Source organism: Pseudomonas sp. VA159-2 (genome assembly GCF_024126635.1).
Taxonomy (GTDB): Bacteria; Pseudomonadota; Gammaproteobacteria; order Pseudomonadales; family Pseudomonadaceae; genus Aquipseudomonas; species Aquipseudomonas muyukensis.
The window spans coordinates 162543-186024 of the sequence record NZ_JAMYBV010000006.1 but is presented as its reverse complement, the minus strand read 5'-3'; the positions used below and the strand labels follow the sequence as shown (position 1 = coordinate 186024).

The following is a 23482-nucleotide window of genomic DNA, read 5'->3' as shown; positions in this document are numbered from 1 at the left end:
GTGCTCCTTACTGAAAAGGCCTGCCCGTCAGGACAGGCTGGAAACGTAGTCGTCGAAGCCGAATTCGCGCACCACCTCGACGCTGCCGTCGAGCTGCTTGACCGCGATCGACGGCATTTTCAGACCGTTGAACCAGTTTTTCTTGACCATGGTGTAGCCGGCCGTGTCGACGAACGACAGGCGGTCACCAATCTGCAGCGGCTTGTCGAACTGATACTCGCCGAAGATATCGCCGGCCAGGCACGATTTGCCGCAGACCATGTAGGTGTGCGCGCCATCGTTGGGGGCCATCTTGGCGTTGAGGCGGTAGATCAGCAGGTCGAGCAGATGCGCTTCGATCGAGCTGTCGACCACGGCCAGGTGCTTGCCGTTGTACAGGGTGTCGAGCACGGTCACTTCCAGCGAGGCGCTGTTGGTGATGGCCGCTTCGCCCGGCTCCAGGTACACCTGCACGCCGTAGGTTTGCGAGAACTGCTTCAGGCGCGCGCAGAAGGCGTCTACCGCGTAATCTTCGCCGGTGAAGTGGATGCCACCACCGAGGCTGACCCATTCGACCTTGTGCAGCAGGTGGCCGAAGCGCTCTTCGATGTGGCTGAGCATCTTGTCGAACAGGCCGAAGTCACCGTTCTCGCAGTTGTTGTGGAACATGAAGCCGGAGATCTTCTCGATCACCTTCTCGATCTTTTCCGGGTCCCATTCGCCCAGGCGGCTGAACGGACGCGCCGGGTCGGCCAGCAGGTAGTCGGAGCTGCTCACCTGCGGGTTGACGCGCAGGCCGCGTACCTTGCCTGCGGATTGCTCGGCGAAGCGCTCGAGCTGGCCGATGGAGTTGAAGATGATCTTGTCGCAGTTTTCGAGCATCTCTTCGACTTCATCGTCGGCCCAGGCCACGCTGTAGGCGTGGGTTTCGCCGGCGAACTTCTGGCGGCCGAGCTTGAGCTCGAACAGCGAGGACGAAGTGGTGCCGTCCATGTACTGCTGCATCAGGTCGAACACCGACCAGGTAGCGAAGCACTTGAGGGCGAGCAGGGCCTTGGCCCCGGACTGCTGGCGGACATAGGCGATCTTTTCCATGTTGCCCAGCAGTTTCTGTTTATCGATGAGGTAGTACGGTGTCTTGATCATTTAAAGGCCCCCGGCCAGGCCGGCCAAAAAAAGGACACGCATTGTGCCTTCACTTGTCGCGGTACGAAAGGGCACGGGGCGCATTTCGTCCGAGGCGCCGGCGCACGCTCAGTTGAACAGGCTAATGTGACCATCCTGAGCGGCCCGGCTGTGAGGCGCCGTTTGGCTGGGCTCATGCTGTAGGCGCCGGCTTGCCGGCGAACACCGGCGCAGCCGGTGCCATCTTCCGCGTCGCCTGGTTCGCCAGCAAGGCTGGCTCCTGCGGGGCAGGGCGCCCGTGGCTTCCTTGGCGCTGTTGCTCAGGGTCATTCCTGTGGGCGACCAACAGCATGCTGGCGCATCAGGCACTACTGCGCCTGGGCGAGCCAGGTGTGGATCTGCTCCAGCGTGGCAGTGGCGCCGCCGCAGACGATCACCAGGACATTGTCATAGGCCGCCAGCGCCTCGGGCCGTGCCAGCAAGGCCAGCGCCGCGCCGCAGGCGGGCTCCACCAGCAAGCGGTGATCGAGCAGCAGCTGTTCGCACGCCTGGAGCGCCTCACGGTCGCTGACCAGGTAGCTGTGCACCGGATGCTCGCGGGTGCAGGCCAGTGCCTGCTCGGCCACCCGCTTGGCGCCCAGCGACGTCGCCACCGAGGCGATGGTCGGCAGCTCGACGGTGTGCCCGGCGGCCATGGCTGCGTGCAACGATGCGGCGCCTTCGGTCTCCACCGCCAGCACCGGTACATCCTGCCAGCCATTGCGCCGCAGGCCTTCGACCACCCCGCACAGCAGGCCGCCGCCACCTACCGACAGCACCACGGCATCGGGCCGCACGCCTGCCTCGGCGACTTCGTCGATCATGCTGGCATGGCCGGCCCACAGCAGCGGGTCGTCGAACGGATGGATGAAGGCATCACCGGGCCCCAGCAGGGTCTGCGCATGCTGGTTGGCCTCCTGCCAGGAGCTGCCTTGCACCACCACGCTGGCCTGCTCCAGGTGCAACAGCTGCTTGGCACGCTCGGTGGTGGTCTCGGGCACCACGACGGTCACCGGCACGCCCAGCTTGCGCCCGGCGTAGGCCACGGCCAGCCCGGCGTTGCCGCCGGAGGACGAGACAAAGTGCCGGGCGCCGCGACCCTGCTGCACTTCACAGGCATGCCCGACCCCGCGCAGCTTGAACGAGCCGCAGGGTTGCAGGGCCTCGAGCTTGAGCCAGACCGGGCGCTTGGCGCAGAGCGACAGCGGGCGGGATTCGATCAGCGGGGTATGGATGTGCAACGGCATGGCGGCCTCCGGGGGCTCAGTCACGGGCAACCGCGGGCTGGTCGCCACGCAGTTGCTCCAGGTAGTTGTAGACGGTGTAGCGGGTGACGCCGAGGGCCTCGGCGGCCTTCTCGACGCCGCCCTTGACGATGAACAGGCCGCGCTCCTGCATCACCCGCACGGCCTCGACCTTGGCCTGCTTGTTCATCCGGCCCTGGCCGCTGCGTTGCAAGGCGTCCTGGATGATCTCGGCCATCAGCACGCTCATGTCTGCCGGCTCGCTGTTGACTGCGGTGCCACAGGTCGCGCCGAGCGGCTGGAAGTGCTGGAGGAAGGTCATGGCCGCCTCGAGGCCGGTGATGTCGCTGTTTACGCACAAACTGGCGAAAGGGTGGCCTGTGCTGTCGCGGAAAATCGCCGTGGCGCTGCGCAGGGCGCGGCCCTTGAGGGTGGTGGGGTAGTCGGGCAGCACCACGGGGTCGCAGCCGTGCTGCTCGACCGTGGCTCGCATCAGCGCCTTGAAGCCCTGGTCCTGTTCAGGGGCGGCGAGGATCGGGCTGCCGACCTGGCGGCCAGAAAGATGGCCATTGACGATAGCCACCACGGAGCGCTCCGGGTGGTCGAGGTCGTGCAGGAGGATTTCCAGGTTGTTGGGTACGACGCTGCCCAAGGCCTGGAGGGTAGCCTTGAGGACGGTGAGGGTGAGTTGGCGTTCGAAGCGGGGATCGAAAGGGGGCATGGGAACTCGCCATATTCAATATTGTGTTGAATTTTACACAACGAATTGAATTTGGCGAGTGTTGTTCGGCAGTGTCGCAGGGTCAGCCTGCGGCTAGGGATCAGCTGAGTTTTGGGGTGCGCGGAGGAATCATCCGGCGCGAACCGGTCGCTTCGAAGGCCGCCGCGAATTTCAACAGATTGTTGTCGCTGTAGGCCTTGCCGGCGAAGGTCAGCCCCACCGGCATGCCGATATCGGCCATTACGCCCATCGGCACGGTGACGGTCGGCACCCCCAGGTGACGAATCGCCAGGTTGCCGTTGGCCACCCAAATCCCGTTGCTCCAGGCGATGTCCGCCGACTCGGGGTTGATATCGGCATCCGCCGGGCCGACATCGGCCACGGTGGGGAACAGCACGGCGTCCAGGCCCTGGGCGTCCATCCAGTCTTCCAGGTCGAGCTTGCGGGTGGCTTCCAGGCCGCGCAGGCCGTCGGGCAGGGTGGCGATCTGGTCCCAGGTCTTCAGACCGCGCTTGGCCATGTTGACGTATTCATCCATGCCGGCAGCCAGGTCATCCTCACGGTTGGGCAGGGTGCCCGGGTCGTGGGGGAAGATCTGCGGGCCGTCGACATCGGCCAGGCGGTTGAGCTTGGGATCGTCGTTGGCGCGCAGGAAGTCGTCGAAGGCCCAGCCAGACAGCTCCCACAACTCGTCATGGAGGAACTCCTTGCTGACGATGCCGCGGTTGAACACGGTCGGCGCGCCCGGACGGTCGCCTTCGCAGTTGGAAACCAGCGGGAAGTCGGTCTCGACCACTTCGGCGCCGGCCGCTTCCAGGGCCTGGCGGGCCTGGTTCCACAGTTCGATCACGCTGGCACGGGTGTTGATGCGCTGGCCGGTCGGGCCGCCGATGCCGGGCTTTTCGGACGTGCCGGCCTCGGGGTCGGCATTGATGTACATGCGCGGCACGGCGAAGCGCTTGCCCTTGAGCGAGTCGGCAGTCACTGCCAGCGCCAGGTACGACTGCGGGCGCACGCTGGAGGCGGCCGGGATCGGCACCCACGGCTGCAGGCGCCACAGGTCGCCGCGTGGGTCGGCGTCGTCGGCCACCACCACGTCGAGGATTTCCAGCAGGTCGGCCATGGTCCGGGCGTAGGGCACCACCACGTCCATGGTCGGCGTCAGTGGCCAGTTGCCGCGCACCGAGATCACCCCGCGCGATGGGGTGTAGGCGCACAGGCCATTGTTCGACGCGGGGCCACGGCCGCTGGACCAGGTTTCCTCGGCCAGGCCGAAGGCGCTGAAGCTGGCGGCGGTGGCGGTGCCGGCGCCGTTGGAGGAGCCGGAAGCGAAGGGCGCGGTCAGGTAGTGGGCGTTGTACGGGCTTTCGGCGCGGCCATAAACGCCGCGCTGCATGCCGCCGTTGGCCATGGGCGGCATGTTGGTCTTGCCCAGGCAGATGGCGCCGCCAGCGCGCAGGCGCTCGACGGTGAAGGCGTCGCGCTGGGCGACCAGGTCCTTGAAGGCTGGGCTGCCGGAGGCGGCGGTCAGGCCCTTGACCAGGTAGCTGTCCTTGGCGGTGTAGGGGATGCCGTCCAGCGGGCCGAGCGTCGTGCCACTAGCACGACGGGCGTCGGAGGCTTCGGCTTCCTTCAGGGCTTCAGGGTTGCGCACCACCACGGCGTTGAGTGCCGTGGCGGTGTCCTTGCCATCATAGGCGTCGATGCGCGCCAGATAGGCCTTGACCAGTTCGACGGCGGTCGTGCGGCCGGACTCGAGCGCTTCGCGCAGCTCGGCAATGGAAACCTCGGTTACCTCGATCATGCTGTCACCACAGTTGTGCAGGTGGAAAAATCATGGTGGCGAGTGTAGCAAGAAGGTCTTGCCACACGCAGGCATGCAGTGGGGAAATGCTTCGTTGCAGCGCGGCACTCTGGTGGTGTTGGGCATTCCTTGCAGGAGTGGCCTTGTGCCCCCTGGGGCTGCGCAGCAGCCCTAGGGTTCCAGCGTTGAACACAGGTCGGCGGGGCCGCTTGCCCAGGCTCAGTCCAGGTCGGTGGCCGAATGACGCTCTGGCACCTGGCTGGCCTCGTCGCCCCAGGTGCGGTTGACCCGGGTGCCGCGCTGCACGGCCGGGCGCTGGGCGATGGCTTCGGCCCAGCGCTGTACATGCGGGTATTCATGGACGGCAAGAAACTCCGCCGCGCCATACAGGTTGCCGCGCACCAGCTGGCCATACCAGGGCCATACGGCGATGTCGGCGATGCTGTATTGGTCGCCGCCCAGGTAGGGGCTTTCGGCCAGGCGCTGCTCGAGCACGTCGAGCTGACGCTTGGCTTCCATGGTGAAGCGGTTGATGGGGTATTCGAACTTCTCTGGCGCATACACATAGAAGTGGCCGAAACCGCCGCCCAGGTAGGGGGCCGAGCCCATCTGCCAGAACAGCCAGTTCAGGCTCTCGGTGCGCGCGGCCGGTGCCTGGGGCAGCAAGGCGCCGAATTTTTCGGCTAGGTACAGCAGGATCGAGCCGGACTCGAATACCCGCACGGGCGGTTCGACGCTATTGTCGAGCAGGGCGGGAATCTTCGAGTTCGGGTTGACCGCGACGAAGCCGCTGCCGAACTGGTCGCCTTCACCGATGCGGATCAACCAGGCGTCGTATTCGGCGCCGGTGTGGCCGAGGGCGAGCAGCTCTTCCAGGAGGATGGTGACCTTGACGCCGTTGGGCGTGGCCAGCGAGTAAAGCTGCAGCGGCTGCTTGCCGAGCGGCAGCGGTGTGTCGTGGGTGGGGCCGGCGACGGGGCGGTTGATGCTGGCGAACTGGCCTCCGGAGGGGGCCTGGTGGGTCCAGACCTTGGGCGGAATGTACTCGGACTTGCTCATGCGCGGAATCTCCTGGAATGCGGCCAAGTAAAGGCGTGGACCTGCATTCATGCCATGGGTTCGGCGCGAGGGACAAATGCAATCGATGCATAACTGATATCGAACGGCGAAGCTTTACAGGTTGGCTCAGGTGTGACGCAACCCCGCCAAGCGCCAGAGGCACCGCGCCGCCTGGTTCGCCAGCAAGGCTGGCGCCTACGGGGTGGGGGGCGCCGCAAACCTGTAGGAGCCGGCTTGCCGGCGAACACCGGCATAGCCGGTGCCATCCATCGCGTCGCCTGCTTCGCCAGCAAGCTGGCTACGGGTATTGCAGGCCGTAACCATTGTAGGAGCCGGCTTGCCGGCGAACACCGGCGCAGCCGGTGCCATCCTCCGCGTCGCCTGGTTCGCCAGCCAGCTGGCTCCTACAGGAGTAGCGCATGGCGGGGGGCCTAGAAGCTGTAGTCGACCGTGGCGAAGTACGACCTGGGCGCCCCCAGCAGCCACTGCTCGCCGCTGTAGCTGGACTGGGCGTACTGGCGGTCGAACAGGTTGTTCACCTGCAGCCCCAGGCGTACATCGGGCAGCACTTGCCAGCCAAGGTTGGCGTCGACCACGCTGTAGCCCGGCACCTGGGCGTCGTTGGCGGCACTGGTGTAGCGCGCGTCCACATAGCGCAGGCCGATACCGGCGTCGACAGTTTGACCGAAGCCTTTGCTCAACCACAGGTTGGCGGTGCGGCGCGGGACGTCTTGCGGACGATTGCCGGCCCGGTCGTACACCACGCCACCGCTGCGCTGCAGGAAATCATCGTACTTGGCCCGCAGCAGTGCGGCGTTCGCCGACACCTGCCACTGGTTGCCCAGGGCCAGCTCCAGGCTGGCTTCGAGCCCGTCGGAGGTCTGCTGGCCGGCTTGTTGGCTGCCCTTGGTCACCACGTCATAGACCGGCAGCTTTTTCTTGACGATGTGGTACGCCGCCAGCGTCCACTCGCCGCGCCCCTCCCAGAAACGCTGTTTCAAGCCCAGCTCGGTCTGCTTGGCTTCGGTCAGATCCAGGCGCTGCTCGGGGCGCAAGGTCAGCAGGTCGCCGACGCCATCCTCGCTGGTGGAGTACTGGCCATACAGCGACAGGTCGTCGCTGACGGCGAACACCAGCCCGGCACGCCAGTTGCCGCCGCGCAGGCTGCGGTCGTTGCGGGTGTCGTTGGTGAGGTCGTCGCGGTCGATATGGTTCTGGTCGCGGCGCACCCCGGTGACCAACGACAGGCGCTCGGTCAGTTGCGTTCTGTTTTCCGCAAAAAGACTAAAGGTGCTGGTTTTGGACAGCATCTGCGGGCGCAGCGGCGAGCCACTGTGGAAACCGCCGGGGGCGGGCTGCCAAGGGTCGAGCGGGTCCTTGCTGTCGTCGTTGTACGGCGAGTTGCTGTCGACATTGAAACGAATCTTGTTGTACTGCGCCCCGACCACGGTCTTGCTGGCCAGCCCGAACAGCGAATGGTCGAAGGTGAAGCTCTGCAGGTCGCCGATCTGTTCCTGGTTGTGCTTGATCTCAAGGAAACTGCCACGCAGGATCTGCCCGCTGGCGCCATCCCAGCTGTACTCCTCGGCATTGCGCCAGTGCCGGCGGCTCTTGATGTAGTACAGCTGGTTGCTGGCGCTGAGGCTGTCGTTGATCTGCCAGTCGCTGGTCAGCCGTGTCCACTCGTCGTGGTAGCGCTGCTGGTCGTTGCCGACGTTGTAGTTCTTCTTGCGCAGGCTGCTGCGCAGGTGGCCGTCGATCAGCGGGGTGCCGTAGTAGTTGGCCGGCTGCGCGTCGCCGCGCTCGTGGGACAGGGTGAAGCTCAGGTCGTGCGTGGCGTCCAAGCGCAGTGCGGCCGACAGTGCCAGGCTGCGTGAGTCAGTGCGGTCGACCCAACCGTTGCCGGCCTGCTGGTTCAGGGTCAGGCGATAGCTCAGGTGTTCGCTGAGGCTGCCGCCGCTGTCCAGGCCGAGCTGCTGGCGGTCCCAGGAGCCGTAACCCAGGCGCAGGTGGTTGCGAATGTCACCACTGAAGGGTTTTTTCGGGATTACGTTGACCACCGCGCCGGTGGCGCCTTCGCCATGCAGCACCGAGGCCGGGCCGCGGATCACCTCGATGCGCTCGACCATCCATGGGTCGACCGGGTAGGTGAGGGTGCCGGCACCGGCGTACAGGCGCGCGCCATCGAACAGGGTCATCACCGAGCTCTGGCCTGTGAAGCCGCGTGCCGACAGGCCGGTGCCGCCGTCGCCCGGGGTGCCGATGAAGGTGATGCCCGGCGAGCGGGTCACGGCGTCCTGCACGGTCTGGTTGTTGCGCCCCTGGATCTGCGCCGTGGTGAGGGTGCTGGTGCTGGCCGGCGTTTCCAGGGCGCTGAGGTTCAGGCGCGAGCCGGCTTGGCTCGGGGTGGCCAGGTCGACGGCCTGCGGCTCACGCTTGTCGGTGATGGCGGTGGCGGGCAGGGTCAGGGAGGCGCCGGGCTGTTCGTCGGCCAGCGCTGGCAGGGACACGGCCAGGCAGGCCGCCAGGGTGTGAAGCTTGTTGAATCGGGACATGTCGTTCCACTGCTGCAGGAATGAATGGATCCCGGTGGAGAACACGCAAAGGCGAACCGCGTAGGCAGGCGCGCACGCGGATACCGGCCTGCGCCCGCCCACCGCGGGTTGCCAAGTGAAGCCTCAGGCCGGTCTCCGGGCTTGCGAGGGTCATGAAGCCTTCACCTTCCCATGCCTGTGCACAGTGGTGTGTCGAAGGTTTCGCTCGCTTACCGTTGCGGGGGCAGCGCCGGACTTGTCGTTGAAAACGACGCACCGGCTTCCCGTTTCACCCTGCGCGCGGCGGCGCAGGACACCTGAAACTGGCGCGCATCTGATCATCGAACCGGCAGCGAGTCAATCGTTTGAATGAACGCAAAATCTGTGACGCCTTAGCGAGTTAGCGGTATTTGTCGAAATTTTTTCGAACTTTCGCCAATGGCGTTGTCTCGAACCGGTCGTTGCTCATTCATTCACGTCATGGAGACTTCTGCGCATGTTTACCCGTAACCTGCTGCGTCATTCCTGCCTGTTGGCCTTGCTCGGCGCGCCCCTGGCCGCCACTGCGGCGCCGAGCAGCGATCCGCTGTTCACCCTCGGCTTGCTGGGCGCCTACGACAAGTTCAAGTTCGAGGGCGGCAGCGAATCGGACAAGGAACACATGGGCCAGGGCGGCGTGTTCGCCACCTTCGGCAACAAGATGACCGCCGAATCTGGCTTCATCTACCAGATCGGTGCCGAGGCCAAGTACGGCAAGAAGAGCGACAACAAGCTCAAGGAGGCCCAGGCCGACCTGGACCTGGGCTGGCGCGCCGCGCTGGATGCGCGCAACTTCGTCGACCTGACGCTGGGCGGCGGCTACAGCTGGACGCGCTTCGAACCCGAGATCAACGACCTCGATACGCGGCTGACCTACAAGTCGCCATTCGCCAAGGCGGCGCTGGGCTACAACCACCAGTTCGACGCCTCGACCCTGCGCGTGGAAGTAGGGGCGCGGCGTACCATCGATGGCCGTGCGCGGCTGAAGGTCGATGACTACGGCAGCGACAGTGTCGACATGAAGGACCGCACCAACCCCTATGCCGAGGTCACCTTGCTGATGAACCAGCAGGGCGGCATGCCAGTGCAACTGGGGGCGTACTACACCCGCACCGAGTACAAGCTCGACGAGGACACCCCGGTGGCGGACAACACCAAGCTCAAGCGGGACGAGTTCGGGGTGAAGGTGGGGTTGGCGTTCTAAGCGCCTGAACGAACTCACCCGCCTCGCAATCGGTAGGCGCCAGCCTTGCTGGCGAACCCGGCGCCGCGTGCACCCGAGTTCGCCGGCAAACCGGCGCCTAGGCCTCTGGCGTGCCGCTCAGCGACCGCGCCGGCGTGATACCCGCGCCTCGATATTCTTGCGGCCAATCAACAGCGGCGGTTTCTCCAGCACTGGCTCATCGGCCAGCCACTTGTACATCACCAGGCTGTCCACCAACCCCAGTTCGGCATGGCGATAGGCCTTGGGCAAGCGCCCGACCGTCTCGAAGCCAAGCTTGTGCCATAGCGCCACGGCCACCTCGTTGGTCGCCACCACCGAGTTGAACTGCAGGGCCAGGAAGCCTTCCTGGCGGGCGAGTTTCTGCGAGTGCTCGCACATCAACCTGGCCACGCCGCGGCCACGGGCGCCTTCACAGACCATGTAGCCGCAGTTGCCCACGTGCGAGCCGGGTCCGCTGGCATTGGCCTTGAGAAAATACGAGCCGAGCAGTTCGCCGTTTTCCTCGGCCACCAGCGTGCGCAGCGGGGTTTCCAGCCACAGCGCGCGGGCCCGCTCGAAGTCGAGCCCGGGGTCGAAGGCGTAGGTCTGGCGGGCCTGGACGATGGCCTGGAAGGTCGGCCAGAAGCGTTCGAAATCTTCCGGGGTCATGGGGCGGATCTGGATCATGGCGGTTCCTGCGGGTACTGAGCCGCTCAGTCTGGGCGGCGCGGCGCCGCCGCGCAAGGGCGGCGACGCCTGACCGGGTCAGGCCTTGCCCACGGCATCCAGGGCCCGGGCCGAGTAGACCAGCGCGGCGCCAGCATTCATCGCCACCGCCACCCCCAGGGCCTCGGCGATTTCCTCGCGGCTGGCGCCGTGCTTGACCGCCTGCTGCGAGTGCACGGCGATGCAGCCGTCGCAGCGGGTGGTGACGGCCACGGCCAGGGAGATCAGTTCGCGGGTCTTGGCATCCAGGTGGTTGGTCTTGGCCCCGGCGCCGCTGGCGGTCATGTAGCCGGCCACGGTATCGGGGGAGAGCTGCTTGAGATCGCCGATGCCGGCCATCAACTGCTTACGGTAGGCGTCCCAGTCCATCATGCTCATCGTGTTCACCTTGCGAGGTTGGCAACAGGAGCTTTCAGGCTAGACGAAAGTGGGCTGTTCGGGGGAGAGGCGCAGCGTGAGGGCGGGTTACGCGAAGGCCGGCTCCTGCGGATAGGCAGGAGCCGGTTTGCGAATGTGGATCAGATGTAGATGAAGACCAGCACCAGCGCCGCGACCACTGCCCACTTTTCCAGGTAGTAGCGGGTGCGGTTGCGCTTTTTCATGGCCTTGCCGCGTTCACGGATCTTGTAGATGCGGGTGAACAGGCGGTTGATGCCGCCGGTCTTGTCGCTGGCGTCGTTGGGTGCGGCGGCGGCGGCCATGACGTTGCGGCTGAACCAACGGTTGAAGGCGCTCGCCCAGCGGTACTTGAGCGGGCGCTCGACGTCGCAGAACAGGATGATGCGGTTGTGCTCGGTGGTGTTGGCGGCGTAGTGGATGTAGGTTTCGTCGAACACTACGCCCTCGCCGTCGCGCCAGGAGTACTTCTCGCCGTCGACGTCGATGTAGCAGCCGTCGTCGTTGGGCGTATCCAGGCCCAGGTGGTAGCGGTAGGAACCGGCGTAGGGGTCGCGGTGGCGCACCAGCTTGGCGCCCGGCGGCAAGGTGGCGAACATCGCCGCCTTGACCGAGCCGATGCCTTGCAGCAGTTCGGTGGTGCGTGGGCACAGGGTCATCGCCGAAGGGTGGCTCTCGCCGTACCACTTCAGGTAGAAGCGTTTCCAGCCGGTCTTGAAGAACGAGTTGAAGCCGACATCGTCATAGTTGTCGGACTTCTTGATCTCGCCGGCCTGCAGCAGCTGTTGGCCTTCCGCGCGGATTTCCTGCCAGTGGTCCTGCAGCACCTTCAGCTCGGGGAAGGCCTCCACCGGCAGGTACGGCTTGGCCGGGTGCTTGGAGAACAGGTAGAGGAAGGCGTTGACCGGGGCCAGGAAACTGGAGTGGTCACCCAGCTGGCGAGTCAGTTTGTGGCGAACCCGACCGCGCAGGTGAACATAGGCGATCGAGCATACGAAGATCAGTACGAGTGCAATTTTCATGGACGTTTACTTGTCGAAAAATGGCCATGCGCCATGGCTTAAGCCCGCCAGCATAAACAATCGTGGGCTGGGTTTGTACCTATTGTTGCGACAAATCCCCGCGACTTAGGTGGGATGGCCTACAGGTTGCGTAAACGATTCAACAGGTTGTTCAGCCTTTTCCGATGGCCAGGACGGTACACTCGAACCTTCGATCCGCTGCCAAGGAGCGCCACATGGTCCAGGATGCACGCCCAAGCGGGGCGCCCTTCAAGCGCCTGTTCTTCGCCCTGCCGGTCGCCGCTGCGCAGTGCCGGGCCCTGGCGCAATGGCGCCGAGGCCTGGGCCTGCGCAGCGGTAAGCCGGTGCCGGCCGAGAACTTCCACGTGACCCTGGTGTTTTTAGGCGATGTCGACGCGGCCCAGGTGCCGGCGATCTGCGCTGCGGTCGAACGGGTGAGCCGCCCGCAGGCGCCGTTGCGCGTGGTGCTGGACCGCTTGCAGGTGTGGCCGCGTGCCGCTGCCCTGGTGCTGGCGCCGGAGCAGGCGCCCGTCGCCCTGCGCCAGCTGGTGTACGCCCTGCACCAGGCGCTGCTGCCCTTGGGCATCGCGGCGCCGCTGCGCGAGTACCGGCCGCACCTGACCCTGTCGCGGGACTATCGCGGCCAGGTGCCGGAAGCCGGGCAAGCGCCGCAGTTCTTCCTCGTGGCGCGGCACTTCACCCTGTACGAGTCGCGCAAGGGGCGCTACTGGCCGTTGGCTGAGTGGCCCCTGGGGGATTGATGCTCACGCGGCAGTGTCGCGCCCCTCGAACAGCGCCTGGTCAAGGCCTTGGCCTGTACGAGTAGGGCCTCGGAGTGGCCGATGTGGGGTCTTGCCTCGGTACCTGTAGGAGCGGGCTTGCCCGCGAACACCCGCGACGCCGGCGCCAGGCGACGCGTCGCCTGGTTCCTACAGGGGAACTGGCCGCGCGGGTGGCGCGCACTCCAGCCTTACAGCCGCGTCACCCACTTACCGACACGGCTGCCATCCTTGAGCTGACGCAACGCCGCCGGCAGTTCCTCGAAGGCAAAGTCCTGGCGCACCGGCGCCAACAAGCGGCCATCGGCAACCGCCTGCAACAAGCGCTCTCCCTCGGCTTTCAGCGCCTGGCGGTCAAGCAGACGGCCATGGACATGGACGCTGTTGAGCGCCACCTCATGCAACGAGATCGCGCTGCTGAAAGCTGGCAGCGGCGCTTGCTCCTGACGATCCTGAATGCACACCAGGTGGCCGTTGTAGCCCAGCAGGTGGGCCAGGCTGGCCGCGTGGGCACCACTGACGGTGTCGAACAGCGCATGCAGCGGGCGCTCGCCGAGGGCCTGCTGAAGGGCCCCTTGCCAATCATCGGCGCGGTAGTCGAACACCCCGGCCACGCCCAGTTCGCGCAGGCGTGCATGGTGTTGCTGCCCGGCCGTGGCCCATACCTGCAAGCCACGTTGCACGGCCAACTGCACCAGGTAGAACGCCACCGCGCCGCCCGCGCCGATCACCAGCACATCGCGCGAGGCACCCTCGGCGACCTTGGCCAGCGCTTGCCAGGCGGTCAGCGCCGGGCATGGCACCGCGGCCGCAGCGGCGATGTCGAGGTTGGCAGGGATGTGCATCAGCAGGCTGGCGTCGAGCAGGCAGTGTTCGGCGAAACTGCCGTCGCGCGACAGCGACTGGTGATAGGCGACGCGGCTGCCCAGCGGCAGGTCGACGCCTTCGCCCACGGCCACCACGAGCCCGGCACCGTCGACACCCGGCACGGTGCCCTGGCGCCAATCGGCGTGGCCCCATTCGCAGATCTTCCAGTCCACCGGGTTGAGGGCGATGGCCTGGTTGGCCACCAGTACCTGGCCGGGGCCGGGGGTAGGCAGGGGTTTGCGGATCAACTGCAGGCCGTCGAGGCCGGCACCAGGGGTCCAGCCCCAGGCTTGATGGTCATTGGGCATGCTCGGTCCTTGTGGCAGGAAATGGCGGGGCAGGCTAGCGCGGTAGGTGCGGTGGGAAACAGTGCGTCTGCTGCCAAGGTGTCTTGAATGAAAGTCATCAATGCATAGGGGCGGGATAGCCCGCCCCCACACACTCAGATAGCCATGCTGTCGACCACGCCACCGTCGACCCGCAGGGCTGCGCCGGTGGTGGCGGAGGAGTACGGCGAGGCCAGGTACACCACCAGATGGGCCACTTCGTCCACTTCGGCGGCGCGCTGGATGATCGAGCTCGGGCGGGCGGTGCGCACGAAGTTGTCGGCTTCTTCACGGACGTCGCGGCCCGAGGCCTTGGCGGCTTCGGCGACCAGGTTGGCGACGCCATCGGTGAAGGTTGGGCCAGGCAACACCGAGTTGACGGTGACGCCGGTACCGGCCAGGCGTTTGGCCAGGCCGTGGGAGACCGCCAGGTTGGCGCTCTTGGTCACGCCGTAGTTGATCATGTCGGCAGGAATGGCAATGCCCGACTCCGAGGAGATGAACAGGATGCGGCCCCAGCCTTTTTCCACCATGCCCGGGGCATAGTGACGGGACAGGCGCACGCCGGACAGCACGTTGGTTTCGTAGAAACGGGCCCACTCGCTGTCTGGCACTGCGAAGAAGTCGACGTCGTCGTAGATGCCCAAGTTGTTGACCAGGATATCGGCCTGGGGGTGCGCGGCGAACAGGGTCTGGGCGCCGGCGGCGCTGCCCAGGTCGGCGACCACGCCATGCACTTGGCCACGCCCGCCCTGGGCGCGCAGTTCGGCCAGGGCGGCATCGACCGACTTCTGGCTACGGCCGGCGATGACCACGTCGGCATGGGCGCGTGCCAGGCCGCGGGCGATGGCCAGGCCAATACCGCCGGTCGAGCCGCTGATGATGGCGGTGCGTCCGCCGAGGTCGATGTTCATGGAATGGCTCCTGTGAATGTGGGTTGCATCGATGGGAGACAAGGCTAGCCGCGCATTTCAAGACTGTAAAAGACGCAATTCGACTGAGTTAAGACCTACGCGGTCTTTTTAGCGGTTTGCGCGCGCTCGGCCAGGTCCAGCACCCGTTCGCGGAAGATCCCCACGATCGGCCGCAGGTCAACCTGGTGCCAGGCCGCCCATACCTGCACGCTGGGCTGGAACCAGTCCAGCTGGCGCAGCACCACGGCCGGGCCGACGCTGGCGCTGAGGCTGCCCTGCACCATGGCCAGGCCCAGCCCGGCGGATACCAGGCCGAGCACGCTCAGCGGGTCGGTGGCCTCCAGGGACAGGCGCGGGGTGAACCCGGCATCGCCACAGCGGGCGATGAAGTCGTCGCGCTTGTTGGCCTGGTCGGGCTGGCCACCGGTGATGATCCACTCCTGTTCATGCAGGTCGCCTGGGGTCAGCTCGGCCTTGTTCGCCAGCGGGTGCTGGGCGGGGATGGCCAGCAGCATCGGGTCGTCGAACACCGGGTGGGAACGCAGGTCCGGGTCGTTGGCCGGTGGCGGCTCGCACACCAGGGCGATGTCCAGGCTGCGCTGGCGCAGGCCTTCGAACTGTTCCTTGGGCGTCATGTTGTACAGGGCGATGTGGATCTGCGGACGCTCGCCGCGAATCGCCCGTACCGCGCCGGGCAGCACCCCGGCATGGATGGCATGGTTGACGTAGCCGATGCACAGGCCGCCTTCCTCGCCACGGCCCAGGCGCTTGCCCAGGGACTCCAGGCGTTCGGCGTGCTTGAGCAGGCCACGGGCTTCGCCGAGGAAGGTGCGGCCGTCGTTGGTCAGGTAAAGGCGCTGGTTGCGCCGTTCGAACAGCGCCAGGCCGAGGTTGTCCTCGAGCTGGGCGATCTGCCGGCTCAGGGGGGACTGGGAAATGTGCAGCTGTTCGGCGGCGCGGCCGACGTTCTCGCATTCGGCGACGGCGACGAAGTAGCGCAGTTGTCGTAGATCTTGCATAAGACCTCCAGGGACTTGTATGGCGGTAATTATGTCCTTGAGGGTCTTTTATTGATAGCGCCGGTTGTCCCCCGTCCAGCTATTACCTGGCACTGGCTGCGGCCGACGCTCACATCTATGCACGATCTTGGCGACTATCTTTGCTTTCAGATCAAAACTCATTGTCCCACCGCTGTCTTTTTCCTCCCCCCGCGAGCCCCGAGAATTCACCCATTCCAATTCCACTGGTGATTCCCCCATGCCACTCGCCTTGTTAGCCCTCACACTCGCCGCGTTCGCCATCGGCACCACCGAGTTCGTGATCGTCGGCCTGATCCCGACCATTGCCAACGACCTTGCCGTCACCCTGCCATCGGCCGGCCTGCTGGTCAGCCTGTACGCCCTGAGCGTCGCCATCGGCGCGCCGCTGCTCACCGCCATGACCGGCCGCGTGCCGCGCAAGCTGCTGCTGGTTGGCCTGATGGCGCTGTTCACCGCCGGCAACCTGGTGGCCTGGCAGGCGCCCAGCTATGAATCGCTGATCATGGCGCGCATCCTTACCGGCCTTGCCCACGGCGTGTTCTTCTCGGTCGGCTCGATCATCGCCACCAGCCTGGTGCCGAAAGAAAAAGCCGCCAGCGCCATCGCCACCATGTTCAGCGGCATGACCGTGGCCTTCGTCACCGGTATTCCGCTGGGCACCTTCATCGGCCAGCACTTCGGCTGGCGCGTGACCTTCCTGGTGGTTGCCGCCTTCGGCCTGGTGGCCCTGATCGGCGCGCTGCTGTTCGTGCCCAAGCGTATCGCCCACAGCGAACCGGCACCGCTGCTGCGCCAATTGCGGGTGATGCTGCAACCACGCCTGTTGCTGGTCTATGCCATGACTGCCGTCGGCTACGGCGGCTCGCTGATCGCCTTCACCTTCCTCGCCCCGATCCTGCAGGACATCGCCGGCTTCGGCGCCAACAGCGTGGCCCTGGTGCTGCTCGCCTACGGCGTGTCGGTGGCCCTGGGCAATATCTGGGGTGGCCGCCTGGCCGACCGCAAGGGCCCGGTGCAAGCGTTGTCGATCATCTTCGCGCTGCTGGCCGTGGTGCTGATGGTGCTGACCTTCACCGCGCCACACCCGCTGCTGGTGGTCGCCACCGTGCTGGCCTGGGGCGCCGTGGCCTTCGGCAACGTGCCGGGCCTGCAGGTGTACGTGGTGCAACAGGCCGAAAAGGTCGCGCCGGATGCGGTCGACGTGGCCGCCGGCTTCAATATCGCCGCCTTCAACCTGGGCGTGGCGGGCGGTTCCTGGGGCGGCGCGCAAGTCGTGCAGCACCTGGGCCTGGGCCACACCCCCTGGATCGCCGCGCTGGTCACCCTGGGCGCACTGGCCCTGACCGTCTACAGCGGCCGCCTCGATCGCCGGGTGCCGGCGCAACCGCAACCTGTGATCAGCCGCGCCTGAACCTGTCGTATTCGTTTTACTGGAGAACTTCAACCATGAGCCTCGATCCGCTGTTCCAACCCCTGCAACTCGGTGAACTGAACCTGCCCAACCGCGTGTTGATGCCGCCGATGACGCGCTCGCGCGCCGCCCAACCGGGCGATGTGCCCACCGCGCTGATGGCCGAGTACTACGCCCAGCGTGCCAGTGCCGGGCTGATCGTCAGCGAAGGCACCTGGATCGCCCCGCTGGGCAAGGGCTATGCCCGCACCCCCGGCATTCACACCCAGGCGCAGATCGACGGCTGGCGCCTGGTCACCGACGCGGTGCACGCCGCCGGTGGGCGCATCTTCGCCCAGCTCTGGCATGTCGGCCGCTTGAGCCACAGCAGCCTGCTCGATGGCCAGCCGCCGGTGTCGTCCACCGCGCGCCAGGCCGAAGGGGTCAATGTGTTCATCGACAATGCCGACGGCACCCCGGGCTTCGTCCAGGCGTCCAAGCCCCGTGCGCTGGACCAGGCCGAGATCGCCCAGATCGTCGAGCAGTACCGCCAGGCCGCGCGCAATGCCATGGCCGCCGGTTTCGACGGGGTCGAGCTGCATGCCGCCAACGGCTACCTGGTCAACCAGTTCCTCGATTCCGGTGCCAATGACCGCACCGACCGCTACGGCGGCTCGTTGCCAAACCGCCTGCGCTTTCTCGACGAAGTCACCCAGGCGCTGGTCGATGGCACTGGCGCGGCGCAGCGCGTCGGCGTGCGCCTGGCGCCATTGACCACGCTCAATGGTTGTGTCGATGCCGACCCGGTCACCACCTACACCGCCGCGGCCAAGCGCCTGGGCGAGCTGGCGATCGGCTACCTGCACATTGCCGAGGCCGACTGGGACGATGCGCCGGACATGCCGGTGGACTTCAAGCAGCAACTGCGTGCGGTGTTCCCAGGCGTGTTGGTGTATGCCGGCAAGTACACCGGCGAGCGCGCGCGCCAGGCGTTGAGCGAGGGTTGGGCGGACTTGATCGGCTTTGGCCGGCCGTTCGTGGCCAACCCGGACTTGCCGCAGCGGCTGCGAGTGAATGCGCCGCTGGCCGAGCATGAGCGGGCCACGCTGTTTGGCGGGGATGCGCAGGGGCTGACGGATTATCCGCTGATGGCGTGAGGGGTCGGCGTTTGGCCAACGCCTGCAAGGTCGTGCCCGGCGGTGCTTGCTTCGCCAGCAAGGCTGGCTACGGGGCAGGGTGCGGCGCAAACCTGTAGGAGCCGGCGGCGGGCGATCACCGGTGCAGCCGGTGCCATCTTCCGCGTCGCCTGGTTCGCCAGCAAGGCTGGCTCCTACAGGGAAGTGCCCCGGCGGCTTCTACAACTTGAACTGCGCCACCATCCCGTTCATCTCCACCGCCAGGCGCGACAGGTCCTGGGCCGCCGCGCTGGTCTGGTTGGCGCCGGCCGAGGTCTGCATCGCCAGGTCGCGGATGTTCACCAGGTTGCGGTCCACCTCACGCGCCACCTGCGCCTGCTGCTCCGAGGCACTGGCGATCACCAGGTTGCGCTGGTTGATCGAGGCGATGGCGTCGGCGATCAGCTCCAAGGCCTGGTCGGCGGCCTGCGCCACCTCCAACGTACCGCTGGCACGCCCCTGGCTGCTGTGCATGGCAGTGACCGCGCGCTCGGTACCGTTCTGGATACCGCCAATCATCTGCTCGATCTCCGCGGTGGACTGCTGGGTGCGATGGGCCAGCGCCCGCACCTCGTCGGCGACCACGGCAAAACCACGCCCGGCCTCGCCAGCGCGGGCTGCCTCGATGGCGGCGTTGAGGGCCAGCAGGTTGGTCTGCCCGGCAATCGAACCGATTACATCGAGCACCCGGCTGATCTCGTTGGCGCTATTGGCCAGTTGCTCGATCTCATGGGAGGTTCCCGTGACATCGTTCACCAGGTGCTGGATCGAGCTCAGCGCCTGGTTGACCTGGTCGCGCCCGTCGCGGGTGGTCTGGTCGGCGCCCTGGGAGGCATCGGCGGTACTCACGGCGTTGTTGGCCACCTCCTCGACCGCAGCGGTCATCTGGTTGACGGCGGTGGCGGCCTGGTCGATCTCGGCGCTCTGCTGGTGCAGGCCGCGGCTGGTGTCCTCGGTGACGGTGTGCAGCTCTTCGGAGGCCGAGGCCAGTTGGTCGGACGCGCCGGCGATCTGCCGCAGGGTGTCGCGCAGGCTGTGTTGCATGCGGCTCAGGGCGCTCAGCAGCAGGGCCGGCTCGTCGCGGCCGGTGATGACGATCTCGCGGGTCAGGTCGCCGGTGGCCACCCGCTCGGCGATGGCCACGGCGTCGGCCAGGGGCAGGACGATGCTGCGGGTGAGCAGGGTGGCAATGGCCACCAGAGCCAGCAGGATCAGCGCCAGGGTGGCGACGATCAGGCTGAAGGCCTCGTCGGAGGCGTCGCTGCTGCGCTGCGAGGCCTGTTCGGCGCCCTTGGTGTTGTAGTCGATCAGCGCCGCCAGGGCTTGCATCATGCTGTCGGCATACTCGGCCAGCGGGCCGTTGATCAGGCGTCGGGCCTCGTCCAGTTGCTCGTCGGCGGCGGCATCGCGGATGGCTTTCTGTAGGCCGTGATAGCGCTCGCTCAGGCCCATGAAGGTGCTGAACAGGGCGCGGTCTTCGGCATTGATGATGGTTTTTTCGTAGGCCTCGAGGTCGCCTTCGAGCTGGCGATTGACCTCGACGATCCTGGCCAGGGTGGCGTGGCGGGCGGCGGCGTTTTGCTCGAGGGCGCTGCGCAGGGTGAGGGCACGGGCGCGCCCAAGGTTGCTGCTGACTTCGCCCAGGGCGAGGACGGCGGGCATCCAGGTGATACGGATCTCGTCGGTGGCGCTGTCCATCTTGCGAGTTTCGTAGAGGGCGACCAGGCCCATGGCCAGGACCAGGATCCCGAGCAGGGTGAACAGGCCTGCGGCCCGAATGCCGATCTTCATGTTCCGAAATTGCATTGCGACGCTCCTTGACGGTGGCAGGCAGGCGTCAAGAGCGCGGCTTTACCGGGCTCGGTGGGTCAGGCTCTCGATGCGCTGCGAAGGGGTTATATCCTCACGGTTCATGTTGTTTTTTCTGAATGATGACATAGTGCCACTATTGTTGACCAGTCGTTCAATGTAATGACGAATGCAAAAAGCCCGTCACTTGTGTGACGGGCCTTTCATTTTTGGTCACTCAGACGATCGCGATCAGCGGGTCCGCCGCTGCCAGTGCCTGGGCGCGGTCGGCGGCCGGCGGGTAGATCCATACCGTATTGATCTGCCGCTTCATCGCCTTGCCTTCCTGGCCATGTAGCTTGAGTTCGCGCTCCCAGCCCTCGCTGAACGTCGCGCCCCAGTCGCCGAGGTCGAGGCAGGTCACGTACTTGGGCTGGCGGTACGCCACAGGTTGCAGCCCGAGCAGGTCGGCCACGGCGTTGTTGCCCGAGTGGCGGCCCATGGGGATGGCGTGCTGGCAGGTCATCAGCGCGTGGTTGCCGCTGTCGTCCACCGCGGCCCAGGCCACATCGCCGGTGGCATAGATATGCGCCTGGCCGACCACCTTGAGGTGGTCGTCGACCCGCAGGCGGCCGAGGCCGTCACGCTCGCCGGCGACCTGTGCGGTCAGTGGGCTGGCCTTGACGCCAACGGTCCAGATCACGGTCTTGCTGGCGATGTAGTCGCCGTTGTCGAGGGTCACGCCGCCGGCATCCACCGCCACCACCGAGGTGCCGGTCAGCCACTGCACGCCGGCCTGCTCGGAGGCGGCGATGATCGACGGCGTGATTCCGGCACCCAGCGCCGCGCCGACGCTCGCCCCGCGGTCGACCAGCACGACCCGGGCCTGGCCTGCGCCGAGGATGGCGCGCAGGCGGGCGGGCATTTCGGTCGCGGTTTCGATGCCGGTGAAACCACCGCCGCAGACCACCACGGTATTGCGCGCCGGGCTGGCCGGCTGCTCGGCCAGGCTCGCCAGGTGCTGCTCGAGGCGCACGGCCGACTCCATCTGGTCGACGTCGAAGCTGTGCTCGGCCAGGCCCGGCACGGCGGGGCGGGCGACCTGGCTGCCGGCGGCCAGCACCAGGCGATCGTAGCCGATCTGCTGAGGCTGGCCATGGGCGTCGACATAGCCGACCTGGCGCGCCTGGCTGTCGATGCGCTCGGCGTGGCCGTGGATGAAGTCCACGCCGACCACGTCGAACAACTCCGCCAGCGGCGCCTGCAGGGTGTGCGCGTCGGCTTCGTAGAAGCGCGGGCGGATGCGCAGTTGTGGTTGCGGGGCCAGCACGCTGATGCGCACATCGCCGCGCTGGGCCTGGTCGAGCAGGCGGGCGGCGCTCAGGGCGCTCCAGACGCCGGCAAAACCGGCACCGATGATCAGGATGTGAGAGGTCATGAAGAGGCTCCGCAAGGTAGGGGACGAGGGTTCGATCAGGGCGTGGGCACCTGCCGAATAACTACGACTCTATTGGTCGTAGTTTGTTGCCGCAAGTGTTTTTTTCATCCGCGCCAGCCCCAGCGCCCCGCGAATCTGGCTGTAACCCATGCGCCATGGCACTTCAGGGGCTGTAAAAAAAGCGGGTGGTCGAGGAGGTTTTGCCAGGCGTGCAGGGAGGGCGTACTATTTGCGACAAATTTAGTCGGAGATTGACATGTCGCTGTACAGTGCCGGTGTCGAGTACGGCATCCATTGCCTGTTGTTCCTGGTCGATGAACGTGGCGACAGCCGCGAGTCGAGCGTGCGCGACCTGGCCGAGCTGCAAGGCGTGCCCCAGGAATACCTGGCCAAGGTCTTCACCAAGCTGGCCCGGGCCGGGCTGGTGGCGGCCACCGAGGGGGTGCGTGGTGGCTTCCGCCTGGCGCGGCCCTCGGACGAGATCACCGTGCTGGACATCGTCAACGCCATCGATGGGCCGAAGAAGATCTTCGACTGCCGCGAGATCCGCGAGCGCTGCGCGGTGTTCGAAGGTTCAGCGCCGGCCTGGGCGACCGCGGGCACCTGTGCCATCCACGCGGTGATGCTGGGCGCGCAGAAGCGCATGGAGGAGGCCCTGGCCCAGCAGACCATCCTCGACCTGGCGCGGCGCTTCGGGCGCAAGGCGCCGGCCGAGTTCGGCCAGCAGGTCAATGACTGGATGAGCGAGCGGCGCGAAGGGAAGGGCGCCGGGGATATTCCGTTGCGGCAGGAGTAACGCAACGCTATAACCCGTAGGCGCCAGCCTTGCTGGCGAACCAGGCGACGCGGTGGCTGGCACCCACGGGTTACGGGGCTCGGCCTTCGTGCTGCTTGCGATAGGCGCCAGGCTGTACGCCTACTGCCTTGGCGAACGCCCGGGTGAACGCCGCCACCGATTGATAGCCCACCTGCGCGCCGACTTGCTCGACGGTATTGCCCGCCTTGAGCAGCTGACACGCATGGCGCATGCGCAACGCCAGCAGCACCTGCCCCGGCGACTGCCCGGCCAGCTCGTTGAAGCGCTTGAAGAACGCCGAACGCGACAGGCCGGCGCAGGCCGCCATGCTTTCCAGCGTCCAGGCTTGCCCCGGTGCCTCGATCAGCTGCTCGAGCAGGCCGGCAAAGGCCGGCTGGCGGGCGAGGGCGACCAACCCGCCCAGCGACTGCCCGGCGTGCACCTGTTGGCGCAGCACATACAGGAACAACAAGTGGGTCAGCCGCTCCAGCAGCGTCTGCGACGGCTGCGGGGTGCGCTGGCATTCCTCCAGGACCAGCCCGAACAGCGCCCGCGCCGCGCTGCCTGCCGGGTCGTCGGCGCGCAGCAGGATCCAGTCCGCCAACCCTTCGACGATCAGCGACGACAACCCCGACTGAAAATGAAAGAAGCCGCACACCAGGCCAACCCCGTCGCTGGCGCTGCTGTCCAGCGCCTGCATGGCCTGGCGCGGCTGGGCACAGGCGGCGGCGGGGTCCTGGTCGCCGGACAGCCGATAGGCCAGGTCGCGCAGCAAGAACACCGCGTCGCCGCTGTCTAGCCGCAGCGGTTGCGCCTGGCCGTCGATGTGCAACCAGCAATGCCCCTGCACCACCAGGTGGAAACTGGCCCGGCCCAGGCCCTGGGTGCTGGCGTGCCAGCCGCCGCAGTAGCGCCCGACATGGAACAGGCTGGCATCGAGCTCGAGGCCTTCTAATAACCAATCGACAAGATGGCTGGATGAAATCATCTAATGCAAGGACTCTGGAGCAAGGAAAGGCGACTGATGAATATGGATGCTACTTCTTATAACCAACAGACTGTAGCGACCTACATCAA

At 66.3% G+C, this 23482-nt stretch carries 20 protein-coding genes and 1 riboswitch; of the genes, 5 read left to right on the top strand and 15 right to left on the bottom strand.

Annotated elements, in window-relative coordinates; genetic code table 11:
- Positions 1-27 precede the first annotated feature (27 nt).
- The 6 genes from NJG22_RS08230 to NJG22_RS08205 form a co-directional block, all read right to left on the bottom strand.
- Complete coding sequence (locus NJG22_RS08230) at positions 28-1125, bottom strand: carboxynorspermidine decarboxylase (protein ID WP_253093578.1); 1098 nt, start codon at positions 1123-1125, stop codon at positions 28-30.
- Positions 1126-1472: 347 nt separating this feature from the next.
- Positions 1473-2390, bottom strand: coding sequence for a pyridoxal-phosphate dependent enzyme (locus NJG22_RS08225; RefSeq protein WP_253093577.1), 918 nt, complete (start codon positions 2388-2390; stop codon positions 1473-1475).
- 16 nt (positions 2391-2406) lie between these two features.
- Positions 2407-3108, bottom strand: coding sequence for a PAS domain-containing protein (locus NJG22_RS08220; RefSeq protein ID WP_253093576.1), 702 nt, complete (start codon positions 3106-3108; stop codon positions 2407-2409).
- 100 nt (positions 3109-3208) lie between these two features.
- On the bottom strand, positions 3209-4912 hold the full coding sequence (locus NJG22_RS08215; RefSeq protein WP_253093575.1) for an amidase: 1704 nt from the start codon (positions 4910-4912) through the stop codon (positions 3209-3211).
- 219 nt (positions 4913-5131) lie between these two features.
- The gene (gene yghU, locus NJG22_RS08210) at positions 5132-5971 is read right to left on the bottom strand and encodes a glutathione-dependent disulfide-bond oxidoreductase (protein WP_253093574.1); all 840 of its coding nucleotides are present in this window, start codon (positions 5969-5971) and stop codon (positions 5132-5134) included.
- A gap of 431 nt (positions 5972-6402) precedes the next feature.
- Complete coding sequence (locus NJG22_RS08205) at positions 6403-8526, bottom strand: TonB-dependent receptor (protein WP_253093573.1); 2124 nt, start codon at positions 8524-8526, stop codon at positions 6403-6405.
- 108 nt (positions 8527-8634) lie between these two features.
- A riboswitch (cobalamin riboswitch) is annotated at positions 8635-8841 on the bottom strand.
- A 160-nt stretch (positions 8842-9001) separates the two neighbouring features.
- Between NJG22_RS08205 and NJG22_RS08200 the strand changes: the two genes are divergently transcribed.
- Positions 9002-9748, top strand: coding sequence for an outer membrane beta-barrel protein (locus NJG22_RS08200; RefSeq protein ID WP_253093572.1), 747 nt, complete (start codon positions 9002-9004; stop codon positions 9746-9748).
- Between the two features lie 117 nt (positions 9749-9865).
- Here the strand turns inward: NJG22_RS08200 and NJG22_RS08195 are convergent, their stop codons facing one another.
- The 3 genes from NJG22_RS08195 to lpxO form a co-directional block, all read right to left on the bottom strand.
- Positions 9866-10435, bottom strand: a complete 570-nt coding sequence (locus NJG22_RS08195; RefSeq protein ID WP_253093571.1) for an N-acetyltransferase — start codon at positions 10433-10435, stop codon at positions 9866-9868.
- A gap of 78 nt (positions 10436-10513) precedes the next feature.
- On the bottom strand, positions 10514-10852 hold the full coding sequence (locus tag NJG22_RS08190) for a carboxymuconolactone decarboxylase family protein (protein WP_217848353.1): 339 nt from the start codon (positions 10850-10852) through the stop codon (positions 10514-10516).
- A 140-nt stretch (positions 10853-10992) separates the two neighbouring features.
- Positions 10993-11892, bottom strand: a complete 900-nt coding sequence (gene lpxO, locus NJG22_RS08185; RefSeq protein ID WP_217848352.1) for a lipid A hydroxylase LpxO — start codon at positions 11890-11892, stop codon at positions 10993-10995.
- A gap of 215 nt (positions 11893-12107) precedes the next feature.
- Between lpxO and thpR the strand changes: the two genes are divergently transcribed.
- Positions 12108-12653: an RNA 2',3'-cyclic phosphodiesterase gene (thpR, locus tag NJG22_RS08180; RefSeq protein ID WP_253093570.1), complete on the top strand. Its 546-nt coding sequence runs from the start codon at positions 12108-12110 to the stop codon at positions 12651-12653.
- 209 nt (positions 12654-12862) lie between these two features.
- Here the strand turns inward: thpR and NJG22_RS08175 are convergent, their stop codons facing one another.
- The 3 genes from NJG22_RS08175 to NJG22_RS08165 all read right to left on the bottom strand — a co-directional run bounded on the left by NJG22_RS08175 (position 12863) and on the right by NJG22_RS08165 (position 15797).
- Positions 12863-13846 (bottom strand): zinc-binding dehydrogenase, encoded by a 984-nt coding sequence (locus NJG22_RS08175; protein ID WP_253093569.1) that lies wholly within the window; start codon positions 13844-13846, stop codon positions 12863-12865.
- 134 nt (positions 13847-13980) lie between these two features.
- Positions 13981-14778, bottom strand: a complete 798-nt coding sequence (locus NJG22_RS08170; RefSeq protein WP_253093568.1) for an SDR family oxidoreductase — start codon at positions 14776-14778, stop codon at positions 13981-13983.
- A 95-nt stretch (positions 14779-14873) separates the two neighbouring features.
- Complete coding sequence (locus NJG22_RS08165) at positions 14874-15797, bottom strand: LysR substrate-binding domain-containing protein (RefSeq protein ID WP_253093567.1); 924 nt, start codon at positions 15795-15797, stop codon at positions 14874-14876.
- 238 nt (positions 15798-16035) lie between these two features.
- Between NJG22_RS08165 and NJG22_RS08160 the strand changes: the two genes are divergently transcribed.
- Both NJG22_RS08160 and NJG22_RS08155 read left to right on the top strand, forming a co-directional pair.
- Positions 16036-17229 (top strand): MFS transporter, encoded by a 1194-nt coding sequence (locus tag NJG22_RS08160; protein WP_253093566.1) that lies wholly within the window; start codon positions 16036-16038, stop codon positions 17227-17229.
- A 35-nt stretch (positions 17230-17264) separates the two neighbouring features.
- Complete coding sequence (locus tag NJG22_RS08155) at positions 17265-18365, top strand: alkene reductase (RefSeq protein WP_253093565.1); 1101 nt, start codon at positions 17265-17267, stop codon at positions 18363-18365.
- 198 nt (positions 18366-18563) lie between these two features.
- On the opposite strand, the gene NJG22_RS08150 is transcribed toward NJG22_RS08155, so the two are convergent.
- Both NJG22_RS08150 and NJG22_RS08145 read right to left on the bottom strand, forming a co-directional pair.
- On the bottom strand, positions 18564-20189 hold the full coding sequence (locus NJG22_RS08150) for a methyl-accepting chemotaxis protein (RefSeq protein WP_253093564.1): 1626 nt from the start codon (positions 20187-20189) through the stop codon (positions 18564-18566).
- Between the two features lie 220 nt (positions 20190-20409).
- On the bottom strand, positions 20410-21609 hold the full coding sequence (locus NJG22_RS08145) for an FAD-dependent oxidoreductase (RefSeq protein ID WP_253093563.1): 1200 nt from the start codon (positions 21607-21609) through the stop codon (positions 20410-20412).
- A gap of 256 nt (positions 21610-21865) precedes the next feature.
- On the opposite strand from NJG22_RS08145, the gene NJG22_RS08140 reads away from it, so the two are divergent.
- Positions 21866-22405 carry an Rrf2 family transcriptional regulator gene (locus NJG22_RS08140; RefSeq protein ID WP_253093562.1) on the top strand — a complete coding sequence of 180 codons (540 nt, stop codon included), beginning with the start codon at positions 21866-21868 and terminating at the stop codon, positions 22403-22405.
- A gap of 70 nt (positions 22406-22475) precedes the next feature.
- On the opposite strand, the gene NJG22_RS08135 is transcribed toward NJG22_RS08140, so the two are convergent.
- Positions 22476-23393, bottom strand: a complete 918-nt coding sequence (locus NJG22_RS08135; protein ID WP_253093561.1) for an AraC family transcriptional regulator — start codon at positions 23391-23393, stop codon at positions 22476-22478.
- Positions 23394-23482 lie beyond the last annotated feature (89 nt).